Source organism: Rahnella sp. BIGb0236, assembly GCF_004364755.1.
Taxonomy (GTDB): Bacteria; Pseudomonadota; Gammaproteobacteria; order Enterobacterales; family Enterobacteriaceae; genus Rahnella; species Rahnella victoriana.
The window spans coordinates 12,037-24,326 of record NZ_SOAO01000014.1; the positions used below are offsets into that span (position 1 = coordinate 12,037).

Here is a 12,290-nt window from a genome sequence, read left to right on the forward strand (position 1 = left end):
GGAGGCTGAGGCTCTATCTTCGGAGTTGAGGTTTAATCTCACAATTACGTTATTTCACACTCAATTTAATAGAATTATTAAGTGTGCGGTAGATCGCATAAATAGGCCTTTTTACGCCTCTTTTTTATTCATTTTCCATGAAGCCTCGGTAATAAAAGGTGTCGTTATGGATGTATTACAATCAAACCATGATCCCCATCATAATTCCGGAAATAAACAAAAAATCGTAATGCAGTGATTAAAATCTGCAATTGCCGATTAATTACCCAGCGACAACAATCCCTGTGTCATTGCTATTCGGGTTTCTCTGTATCTGCCTCTACTTATTCTTATAAAAGGTCTGACATGATGAAAATGAATAAACTCATTCTTTCCGCCTGTGCCGCGTTGGTTCTTTTTAGCCAGACAGGGTTTGCGAAAGAAATTAAAATTGGTATGGCTATTGATGACTTACGTTTAGAACGCTGGCAAAAAGACCGCGATATTTTTGTGGCTAAAGCCAAAACGCTGGGTGCCGATGTTTTCGTTCAGTCAGCGAACGGCAATGAAGAAACACAAATGGCGCAGATCGAAAATATGATCAACCGTGGCGTCGATGTGCTGGTCATCATCCCGTATAACGGCGAAGTGCTCAGTAACGTGATTGCTGAAGCGAAACAGGAAGGCATTAAGGTGCTGGCCTATGACCGCATGATCAACAACGCGGACATTGATTTCTATATCTCTTTTGACAATGAAAAGGTTGGCGAACTGCAGGCGAAAAGCCTGGTGGAGCGCGTGCCGCAGGGCAATTACTTCCTGATGGGCGGTTCGCCGGTGGATAACAATGCCAAGTTGTTCCGCGCCGGACAAATGAAAGTTCTCAACCCGCTGATTAAAGACGGCAAGATTAAAGTCGTGGGCGATCAATGGGCTGACGGCTGGCTGCCGGAGAATGCGCTGAAAATTATGGAAAACGCCCTGACCGCCAATAACAACAAAATTGATGCTGTTGTGGCCTCTAACGATGCCACGGCCGGTGGCGCAGTGCAGGCGCTGTCTGCGCAAGGGCTGGCAGGCAAAGTGGCTATTTCGGGGCAGGATGCCGATCTGGCGGCGATTAAGCGTATCGAAGCCGGTACACAAACCATGACCGTGTATAAGCCGATCACCAAACTGGCCAACGATGCCGCAGAAATTGCCGTGCAGTTAGGCAAAGGTGAAACCCCTAAATCCAATGCCACATTAAATAACGGTAAAAAAGAAGTGCCTTCTTATTTATTAACTCCGATCCCGGTGGATAAAAATAATATCGAAAGCACCGTGGTGGCTGACGGATTCCATAAAAAATCAGACCTTTAATTTTTCAATATTTTCTGTAGAAACAACACTTCCTGTCGAAGTGTTGTTTCTGCTGGAGGTGTAAATGCCAGAACAATATGAAAAATTACCTTTGCTGGATATGCGCAATATCACCAAGAAATTCGGCGCAGTCAAAGCGGTGGATAATATCAGCCTGACATTGTCTGCCGGAGAGGTGTTGTCGCTGTGTGGTGAGAACGGATCGGGGAAATCCACCTTAATGAAAGTGCTGTGCGGTATTTATCCGGACGGGTCATTTGAAGGCGAAATTTATTTTTCAGGAGAACGTCTTACTGCAAAAGGTATCCGGGATACCGAACAAAAAGGCATCGCCATTATTCATCAGGAACTCGCGCTGGTAAAACAACTGAGCGTGCTGGAAAACATGTTTCTGGGTAACGAGTGGGGCCGCTATGGCATGCTCGATACCGACAAAATGTATCTGCGCTGCCAGCGAATGCTGGCGCAGGTAAAACTCAATATCGATCCGCATACGCTGGTCGGTGAACTGGGACTCGGGCAGCGACAACTGGTCGAAATTGCCAAGGCCCTGAACAAACAGGTCCGGCTACTGGTGCTGGATGAACCCACCGCGTCGCTGACCGAAAGTGAAACCGCGATTTTGCTCGATATCATTCGCGATCTGCGCCATCACGATATCGCCTGTATTTACATCTCCCACAAACTCAACGAAGTCAAAGCGATATCCGACAAACTGTGCGTGATCCGCGATGGCCGCCATATCGCCACCTGCAATGCCGCAGGGACATCCGAGAAAGAGATCATCGCCATGATGGTGGGGCGTGAACTGACGGAACTGTTCCCGTCACGCGAACGGCAGATCGGTGACCAGATCTTGCGGGTAGAAAATCTTAACGCCTGGCATCCGGTGAACCGCCATATCAAACGGGTGGATAACGCCGGTTTTGACCTGCGGCAGGGCGAAGTGTTGGGGGTTGCCGGGCTGGTGGGCGCGGGAAGAACCGAAATGATGGAATGTCTGTTCGGTGTCTATCCCGGGCGCTGGTCGGGTGATATCTGGCTGCAGGGCGAAAAAGTGCAGATCGCCGGTTGCCGCGATGCCATGCGCCGGGGGCTGGCAATGGTGCCGGAAGACCGTAAACGTGATGGCATCGTGCCGGTCATGGCGGTGGGCAGCAACATCACATTGGCGGCGTTAAGCCAGTTCAGTGGCGGCGGCGTACTGCGGGAAGCGCAGGAACAGCACACCATCAGCGAATCGGTGAAGCAACTCAAAATTAAAACCTCATCACCGGAGCTGGCGATCGGGCGGCTAAGTGGCGGTAATCAGCAAAAGGCCATTCTGGCCCGGTGCCTGCTACTGAATCCCAAAATCTTAATTCTTGATGAGCCGACGCGCGGGATTGACGTCGGGGCAAAACATGAAATCTACAAACTGATCGGCCAGCTGGCGGCGCAGGGAATGGCGATCATCGTCATCTCATCAGAGTTACCCGAAGTGCTGGGGCTGAGTGACCGCGTGGTAGTGATGCATCTCGGGCAGGTTAAAGCCTGTCTGGATAACAATAATTTAAGTCAGGAACAGGTCATGGAAGCCGCATTGAGGAGTGAAGCTTATGTCTAAATTTTCCCAACCAGGGGCGACGCCCGCGTCTGCCGGCAATGGCGAAGCGGAGACGCTGTTTTCAATGCAGAAACTGAAGAACATTAATCTGCAGGTTTTCGTGATGCTGGCGGCGATTGCGGTGATTATTGTCTTTTTCAGTGTCACCACGGACGGCGCTTATATCAGCGCGCGTAACGTCTCTAACCTGCTGCGCCAGACCGCCATTACCGGCATTCTGGCTGTCGGGATGGTCTTTGTGATTATCTCGGCGGAAATCGACTTGTCCGTCGGTTCCATGATGGGATTACTCGGCGGTGCGGCGGCGATATTCGACGTCTGGCTCGGCTGGCCGTTGCCGCTCACCATTGTGGTCACGCTGGCGCTGGGGTTGTTGCTGGGGGCATGGAATGGCTGGTGGGTGGCATACCGCAAGGTTCCGTCATTTATCGTGACACTGGCCGGGATGCTGGCGTTTCGCGGGATTCTGATCGGTATCACCAGCGGCACCACGGTTTCACCGACGACGCCTGCGATGTCGTTAATCGGTCAGAGCTATCTGCCTGATTCTTTAGGCTTTGGTATTGGTGCGATTGCCCTGGCGCTGTTCATCGGCTGGCAGTGGCGCAGACGCAAACAACGCGCGGCGCTGGGGCTGCCCCTGACCGCTGCCAAAGGCGACGTCACTCGTCAGGCGCTGACGGCCATTATCGCATTGGGCGCTATTTATCTGCTCAATGATTACCGTGGCGTCCCCACGCCGGTACTGATTTTGGTAGCGCTGATGCTGGGCGGCATGTTTATGGCCTCAAGAACGGCTTTCGGTCGCCGTATTTATGCGATTGGCGGCAATATCGAGGCGGCGCGGTTATCGGGTGTCAACGTCGAGCGCAGCAAGCTGGCGGTGTTTGCGATTAACGGCCTGATGGTGGCGATTGCCGGTTTAATCCTCAGCTCGCGGCTGGGGGCGGGGTCGCCCTCGGCAGGGAACATTGCAGAACTGGATGCCATTGCCGCCTGTGTTATCGGCGGAACCAGTCTGGCGGGCGGCGTCGGTAGCGTGGCCGGTGCGGTGATGGGCGCGTTTATTATGGCCTCGCTGGATAACGGCATGAGTATGCTGGATGTGCCGACGTTCTGGCAGTACATCGTCAAAGGGGCGATTTTACTGCTGGCCGTATGGATGGATTCTGCGACGAAGAGACGTGCATAAAGTCAGCAGAAGTGGCGGCGTTTACAGACAGTTTCTCAGGAAAATCTGAGGTACCTCACAGTTTCGCTATGCTAAATCTACGCGAGCCATTGCGTTGTGCTATTGACCACGCAATCAGCCTCATTCGTTTGTACTTAAGGATGAGGCTTTAGTCTATTTGATCACCGGTGAGAAACAGGCATGTTTGAAAAACGTTATCGGATCACGCTGTTATTTAACGCGAATAAAGTCTACGACCGTCAGGTGGTAGAAGGCGTGGGCGAATATCTGCAGGCTTCGCAGAGTGACTGGGATATCTTCATTGAGGAAGATTTCCGCTGTCGCATAGACAATATCAAGGACTGGCTGGGGGATGGCGTGATCGCCGATTTTGACGATCGCGAAATTGAAACCCTGCTCGAAGGTCTGAATGTGCCGATTGTCGGCGTTGGCGGCTCTTACCATCGCGAAGAAGATTATCCGCCGGTTCACTATATCGCCACGGACAACTACGCACTGGTTGAAGCGGCATTTATGCACCTGAAAGAAAAGGGTATAAACCGTTTCGCGTTTTACGGCTTGCCTGATGCGGGCGGAAAACGCTGGGCGCAGGAACGTGAGCACGCGTTCAGAAAACTGGTGTCTGCCGAACAGTATCAGGGCGTGGTGTATCAGGGGATGGAAACCGCACCGGAAAACTGGCAGCACGCGCAGAACCGGCTGGCGGACTGGATCCAGACCTTGCCGCAACAAACCGGCATTATTGCCGTCACCGATGCCCGCGCGCGCCATCTGCTACAGGTATGCGAGCATCTGAATATCCCTGTGCCGGAAAAACTCAGCGTGATTGGTATTGATAACGAGGAACTGACGCGCTATTTGTCGCGGGTCGCCTTGTCATCGGTGGTGCAGGGTACGCGCCAGATGGGGTATCGTGCCGCGAAACTTCTGCATCAGTTGCTGGATCAGCGCGATTTGCCGCTGCAACGTATTCTGGTGCCGCCGGTAAAAGTGGTGGAAAGGCGCTCAACGGATTTCCGTTCACTGCGTGATCCGGCCGTCATTCAGGCCATGCATTACATCCGTTATCACGCCTGCAAAGGCATCAAGGTTGAACAGGTACTGGATGCCATCGGCATGTCGCGTTCTAATCTTGAGAAGCGTTTTAAGGATGAAACCGGACAGACGATTCATGGCGTGATCCACGAAGAAAAACTCGACCGCGCACGCAATCTGCTGGCTGCGACGTCGATTTCCATCAACGAAATCTCGCAGATGTGTGGCTATCCGTCGCTGCAATATTTCTATTCGGTATTCAAAAAAGGCTATGAAATGACGCCAAAAGAATACCGCAGTATTCACGGTGACAGCGTGTATCAGGACGTTTAGTAAACGCAAAAAAGCCCCGCAATGAGGGTTGCGGGGCAAGGCGGGCAGGCACTTCTTAAGGTTCTACGACCTTTTGATATCCCACCAGCATCATGGTCGGCGTCTTCCCACTTTCTCTCGAGTTCACGCTAATGGTTCTGCCATTACGTTCTCCGCCAATATAATAAGCCACTTCCGTTTTACCGGCGGCCAGTGCGGCACGTACGGCACTGTCCACATCGACATAACGGAACTGCTGCGTATTATTCATATATAAGCTGGCATCAGAGCTGTATTTAAATGACGGTTTATTATTCCAGGTGACTGTGTTTTCATCCCAGCCGTCCGGTGTCGTAGGGTAGAAAAATATAGTAAATGCTTTGGCGTCAGTAATATTTCCTTCATAAAGGCGTATTTTGTATTTAAAACTCACGCCGGTGTAATCTTCAATATTTGTGGGTTGTGGCGGGATTTTAAATTTAATTAACGTCAGTATTTGTTTGTTGATATTCCGGCCCGAATTTCGCCAGTCATCCTGCACGAGTAATGTGGCGGCATGACCGAAATTTGTGTCCGCCTCAGTCTGATTACTGACATAAGTATCGGCAACCGCTTCCGTAAAGCTGTAAGGAATATTGGTGCTACATTCCATAGCAAAATTCATACAATGATCGGCCATGAATCGGGTGGCATCTTCCGTCCAGCCATTCATAAAATCACCGTGCGCCGTATAAATACTGCCCCAAAGCGGGGTCAGTTCACCGTCTACCAGTTGCGGATCGAGAGACAGCTCAACTTTGCTGACATCCAGGGAGGTAATCTGCGGTAAAACGTAGGCGACGTTCATGTTCACTTTCGGCAGTTTCACCGGATGATCCGCAGGGCACTGACCCTCATTGTCACTGTAGACGGCATTCTTCGTGCCTCTGGCTTTCAGGTTTTTACCATCCCAGCAATCAGGGAACATGATGCCGATATTAAACTGAACAGCATCTCCTTTTGATCGTAATCCGCAGATTTGATTGGCCTTATTGGTGTAACCGTTGCCGTTGGCACACAGGAAAGAAATATGGGGGTTCGGGCTGTTTCCCCGGTGGTCGCCTGCCAGAAGTTGCAGCCCGTGAGGGTATCCGGTCACCGGATATTGTCCGACGTTATATGCCTGATAATACGTTTTGATGTAAGTGGGATGAACAATTTCGCCATCCGGTAACTTCATGGTAGGTATCCAATAACCGGTGCTGTCAGCCCCGTTATTGCAGGTGGTGCCTGAGCGTTGCAAAAGCGTTTCGGCGGTGGAAAAAGCATCGGTAGAACGGTTACCCATAAAATCATGTGACATCGCCATACCTGGCATATCCGGCATCATTATCGCGTCGTCCGGTTTCATATGGCTGAAATTACACACGACGTTAGCCTGCCCGTCGGCAGCCTGCGCGGAGGTTATGGATATTCCTGCGCTACAGGCCAGCAGTAAAGAAAAACAGAAAACAGATTTCATATTGGCATCCTTTAAGGGCGCGGAAGTGTATCTGAAATTAACGTCGTCAATGAATCGGGAGTGATTTCCGGTCGGGTGAAAGGGGTGAGCTTATTATTTTTATTGTCGGAAAATCCTGCACGTAAAATCTGCTTAAATAATAAAAGCATGATGTGTTTTATAATAATGAGCAGATAAGAGTGGCGCGGGGAATTGACGGAAATAAAAAGCCCCGCTACCGATGACGGAAGCGGGGCGGGACAGTGATAAATTTTATAACGTAATCACGAACTCCTCAGCGTCAGCCCCTGGCGTCAGGAGCAGCCCCTGCGGATGCGTCGCGGATGTCCCCTGCGAGATCCCCGCTATGCGCTGAATATTGCGCAGACAGAGCGTCCAGCCTGGCGCTTCACCTTTACGGGTCAGAGTAATGGTGTTGCCGTTGCGTACCGCACGGAGAGTGAAGACGGTTTTTCCGCTCAGGTCGGTAATCTGGCTTTCCGCGACCGCGCCGTCTTCCAGTTCAAACAGATGGAATTCAGGCTTCTGGCTGTAATCGTAATCCGGCTTCTGATTATTGCTGCCCAGCGCCAGCAAGGTGTTCGGACGGACATACAGCGGCAGGCTGTTGAAGCCATGCTGCTGACGATGCCAGCGTGAACCTTCCGCAACGTCGTTGTTAAGAAGGTGCGTCCAGCGGCCTTGCGGCAGATAGAAATCGACATCCCCTTCTTCACTGAACACCGGTGCCACCAGCAGGTTATCGCCGAGCATATACTGACGGTCGAGATAGTCGCATGCCGGATCGTCCGGGAACTCCAGCATCATGGCGCGCATCACCGGCGTACCGTGGCTGGCGGCCTGCGCCGAGGCCGGATAGAGATACGGCATCAGACGGCATTTCAGCTGTGTGAATTCGCGTACCACATCGCAGGCTTCATCGTCATACACCCACGGCACACGATAGGATTTGCTGCCGTGCAGGCGGCTGTGGCTTGAGAGCAGACCGAATGCGCACCAGCGTTTGTAGATATGCGCCGGTGCGGTATTTTCGAAACCGCCGATGTCGTGGCTCCAGAATCCGAAGCCGGACAGACCGATGGATAATCCGCCGCGCAGGCTTTCAGCCATGGATTCATAGGTCGCGTAACAGTCTCCGCCCCAGTGAACCGGGAATTGCTGGGCGCCCACCGAAGCGGAACGGGCGAACAGCACCGCTTCGTCTGCGCCGAGTTTATCCTGCAAGGTTTCGTACACCAGTTTGTTGTACACGAACGCGTAATGGTTGTGCATTTTCTGCGGATCGCTGCCATCGTGCCAGACCACGTCGGTCGGGATGCGTTCGCCAAAGTCGGTTTTAAAGCAATCCACGCCCATATCAACCAGGCGTTTCAGGTGACCGGCATACCAGTCGCACGCCTCTGGATTGGTGAAATCGACAATCCCCATGCCTGCCTGCCATTTGTCCCACTGCCAGACACGGCCGTCAGGGCGTTTCAGCAGATAGCCTTTCTCTTTGCCTTCGTGGAACAGCGGCGATTTCTGGCCGATGTACGGGTTTATCCATACGCAGATTTTCAGGCCGCGCGCTTTCAGACGTTGCAACATGCCCTGCGGATCCGGGAAGGTCTGTGGATCCCATTCAAAATCGCACCACTGGAAAGCTTTCATCCAGAAGCAGTCGAAGTGGAAGACGTGCAAGGGCAGCTCGCGTTCAGCCATACCGTCAATAAAGCTGTTAACCGTCGCTTCATCATAATTGGTGGTGAACGAAGTGGTCAGCCACAGGCCAAACGACCAGGCAGGCGGCAGCGCAGGGCGGCCGGTCAGACGCGTATAGCGGTCGAGCACTTTTTTCGGCGTCGGACCATCAATGACGAAATACTCAAGATATTCGCCTTCCACGCTGAACTGCACTTTAGAGACTTTTTCGGAGCCGACTTCAAAAGACACACATTCAGGATGATTCACCAGCACGCCGTAGCCGCGGTTGGTCAGGTAGAACGGAATGTTTTTGTAAGACTGTTCGGTGCTGGTGCCGCCATCGCGGTTCCAGGTTTCCACGGTCTGGCCGTTTTTGACCAGCGCGGTGAAGCGTTCGCCCAGTCCGTAAACGGTTTCGCCGACGCCCAAATCCAGGCGTTCCATCATGAAGGTTTTCTGCGTTTTGGCGTCCTGAACATAACCGTTCGATTTCGCGACGCTGCCGGTGATCCGGCGGCCGTTGCGCAGGAAATCCAGCGTCCAGTTATTGCCTTTGGTGACGCGAACACTCAGGTCACCGCTGTGCAAGGCGGCGAATTCGTCGTTGTCCTCAAAGCGCAGTTCGGGGGTATCGTTTTGCATTAACGGGTAATGCGGGCCTTTATCCGTTTCGCCATCAAAATGGGTAATGCGCACACCAATCACGCCGGTCTGCGGCGAGAAAAATCGCAGGGTGAACAGCGGAGAATCCAGCTGGCTGGCGCGTTCCGACGCATCTTTCGGCGCAGCATAAATGACCATGTCGTTACCCGCGCGCTGTACTTCAAACACCTGTAGCGGGTGTGTGAGTGTGAGACCGTCCTGGATCAACCAGTTACCGTCACTAATTTTCAAAATAAAACCCTCCTTTTAAATGTGATCCCATTCATTTCATAAATTCTTGCTGATTGCGGCGGATGCCTTGTGAGACTTCATCCAGAATGCGGCGCAGCAGCGGGGTGCGCAGAATGTAATAACGTTTGCAGATGATGGCGCTCAGCAGGTAGCAGACCGCAGGAACCACGGTGAACAGCGCGATGATGCTGGTCATGGTGGCGGCATTCTGTGTCGCTGCACCGGACTGATAACCTGCACCGGCCAGCATCCAGCCAATCATGGCGCCTGCCAGGGCCAGACCGAGTTTCAGGACGAACAGGGTGCCCGCGAAGCTGATACCGGTCAGACGTTTACCGTCATTCCATTCGCCGTAATCCACGGTGTCGGACATCATGACCCACTGGATTGGCGTCACTAACTGGTGCAGAACGCCGATAACGAAGATGAAGATAAACATCAGTACACTGCCGTTCACCGGCAGGAAGAACATGCCGATGCTGAGTACGGCGAGAATGGCGTTGGTCCACCAGAACACGCTGACTTTGCATTTCCAGTCGGTCAGCGGTTTTGCCAGCGCACTGCCGAACAGGTTGCCGACGGAATAAACCCCCAGGAACCAGGCGAACAGCACCGGATTGCCGAGAATATAGGTGACGTAATACATCATGGCACCGCCGCGCACGGCGACCGCCATGATGTTGAGGATGGTCAGCAGGCCGACGATGCGCCACTGGTCGTTGTGCCAGATGTCACGCAAATCTTCGCGCATGGTGCCGGTCGGTTTGCCCGGATCGATACGTTCTTTGGTGGTGGCAAAGCAAATCGCCAGCATCACGGCGGCGACAATCGCCAGTACCGCAATCCCGCCCTGATAGCCGAGGGCTTTATCTTCACCTCCGATGAAGTTCACCAGCGGCATCATCAGCACGGTACTTAACATGCCGCCCGCCGTGGCCAGCACGAAGCGGTAGGATTGCAGGGAAATACGTTGCGTCGGGTTCGAGGTGATCACGCCGCCGAGGGCGCAGTACGGGATGTTCACCACGGTGTACATCAGCGTCAGCAGCGTATAAGTGATGGCGGCATAAATCATTTTGCCGGTCATGCTCAGCTCTGGCGTGGTGTAAGTGAAGACGCAGACGATCCCGAAGGGAATGGCGCCAAACAGCACGTAAGGGCGGAATTTACCCCAGCGGGTGCGGGTACGGTCAGCCAGTAATCCCATGCATGGGTCAGAGATCGCGTCCAGTGCGCGGGCCAGCAGGAACATCGTACCGACATAACCTGCGGGGATGCCGAAAATATCGGTATAGAAAAACATCATGTAGAGCATGACGTTGTCGAAAATGATATGGCTGGCGGCATCGCCTAATCCATAACCAATCTTTTCCTTCACCGAAAGGATTTCTGTACTCATTGCTTCAATGTCCATATGAAAAGGGAGAGTACAGGTTTTAACGGTTGGCGGGGGCGGCGGCTATTGAGATTTTTACTTCTGAAATTATGTTTCTTTATTTCTGTGATCACAGGGGGCAAACGGGGGAAAGTTGAGCGGAGAAGCGCGGGGGAAGTGCTGAAAAAACCTCCCGTTTCCGGGAGGTCGCAGACGATTACTTTTTGTATTTGGCTTCCAGCGTCGCAAACCACGGCGCGGTGAAATCTTCGGATTTACCCCAGCCAGGGATAATTTTGCTCAGACCGGTCACGTTAATGCCATCCGGCTGGCTCAGCAGCAGGGATTGCGGGATGGTTTGTGCCGGGAATTCATAAGTGGCAGGCGTTTTCTCACCGGCAATTTTCAGCGCCACAATACGCAGGTTAACGGCACCGATCAGCTGGGTATCCACGGCGGCGGTCATCTGCCACGGGCTGCCTTTTTCGCGCATCAGTTGCAGATCCTGATTCGACACGTCGATGCTGTAGAGTTTGATCTCGGTACGGCCATTCTCTTTCAGCGCCTTGTACGCGCCCTGACTGAACGCATCCCACGCGCCCCAGATGGCATCAATCTGACCTTTCGGGTATTTCGCCAGGATCGCGCCCACTTTGTTGGCGGTATCGCCCTGCACATCAGACGAAACTGCGCCGATGGATTCCAGCTGATGAATGCCCGGGTTCTCTTTCAGGATCGCTTCGTAGGTTTTCTGGCGGCGTTCCATTGGCGGGAAACCGGCCACCCACAGTTTGACGATATTGGCTTTGCCGTTGAAATCTTTCACTAACTGACCGACAGAGGCTTTCGCCAGCGAGGCGTCGTCCTGACGGGTCACGGTGACGCCCGGAATGTTTTCCGGCACTTCGGTATCGAACGCGGAAACGGCGATACCGGCAGCGGCGATACGTTTTACCAGCGCTTCGGAATACGGCCCACGGCCCTGAGAAAGGATAATGCCGTCATATTTCTGGCTGATGGCCTGATTGACGAAATCCTGAAATTTGGCGTCGTCGCCATTACTCAGGAAGGTATCGACTTTAAAACCCAGTGCGCGGCCTTGTTTGATAGCACCGGCCAGAAACTGGGTGGTGTTGTCGTCAGAACCCAGATTACGCACCACGGCGATACGCACCGGGCCGCTGTGCTGGGCAATGGCCGCCGGAACAGGCGCTGGCGTTTCACCGGCAGCGAATGCCGGTACGGCAGAAAACAGGCTTAAAGCCAGCAGGGATGCGGATATTTTTTTCATTATGAAACTGCTCCGTCGGACGCGATGTTTTTTCTGGTGTTTTTTTGTAAATCGGGGAAA

The 12,290-nt window shown here is 52.9% G+C and carries 8 protein-coding genes; 4 read left to right on the forward strand and 4 right to left on the reverse strand.

Annotated features, from left to right (window positions below; genetic code table 11):
• Window positions 1-348: 348 nt before the first annotated feature.
• From xylF to xylR, 4 genes are all read left to right on the forward strand, one after another.
• Complete coding sequence (gene xylF / locus EDF78_RS21295) at window positions 349-1,341, forward strand: D-xylose ABC transporter substrate-binding protein (RefSeq protein ID WP_095922278.1); 993 nt, start codon at window positions 349-351, stop codon at window positions 1,339-1,341.
• A 64-nt stretch (window positions 1,342-1,405) separates the two neighbouring features.
• Window positions 1,406-2,947: a xylose ABC transporter ATP-binding protein gene (locus tag EDF78_RS21300; protein WP_119825181.1), complete on the forward strand. Its 1,542-nt coding sequence runs from the start codon at window positions 1,406-1,408 to the stop codon at window positions 2,945-2,947.
• A 64-nt stretch (window positions 2,948-3,011) separates the two neighbouring features.
• Window positions 3,012-4,139 (forward strand): xylose ABC transporter permease XylH, encoded by a 1,128-nt coding sequence (gene xylH / locus EDF78_RS21305; protein WP_229921105.1) that lies wholly within the window; start codon window positions 3,012-3,014, stop codon window positions 4,137-4,139.
• Window positions 4,140-4,319: 180 nt separating this feature from the next.
• Complete coding sequence (gene xylR / locus EDF78_RS21310; protein ID WP_095922275.1) at window positions 4,320-5,507, forward strand: D-xylose utilization transcriptional activator XylR; 1,188 nt, start codon at window positions 4,320-4,322, stop codon at window positions 5,505-5,507.
• 55 nt (window positions 5,508-5,562) lie between these two features.
• On the opposite strand, the gene EDF78_RS21315 is transcribed toward xylR, so the two are convergent.
• The 4 genes from EDF78_RS21315 to EDF78_RS21330 form a co-directional block, all read right to left on the reverse strand.
• Window positions 5,563-6,987, reverse strand: a complete 1,425-nt coding sequence (locus tag EDF78_RS21315) for a DUF1996 domain-containing protein (RefSeq protein WP_095922274.1) — start codon at window positions 6,985-6,987, stop codon at window positions 5,563-5,565.
• Between the two features lie 252 nt (window positions 6,988-7,239).
• Window positions 7,240-9,564 carry an alpha-xylosidase gene (yicI, locus tag EDF78_RS21320; protein ID WP_133823860.1) on the reverse strand — a complete coding sequence of 775 codons (2,325 nt, stop codon included), beginning with the start codon at window positions 9,562-9,564 and terminating at the stop codon, window positions 7,240-7,242.
• Window positions 9,565-9,595: 31 nt separating this feature from the next.
• Window positions 9,596-10,963: a glycoside-pentoside-hexuronide family transporter gene (locus tag EDF78_RS21325; RefSeq protein WP_095922272.1), complete on the reverse strand. Its 1,368-nt coding sequence runs from the start codon at window positions 10,961-10,963 to the stop codon at window positions 9,596-9,598.
• A gap of 193 nt (window positions 10,964-11,156) precedes the next feature.
• Entirely contained in the window at window positions 11,157-12,230 is a 1,074-nt protein-coding gene (locus EDF78_RS21330) for a sugar ABC transporter substrate-binding protein (protein WP_095922271.1), read from the reverse strand.
• Between the last annotated feature and the right edge of the window lie 60 nt (window positions 12,231-12,290).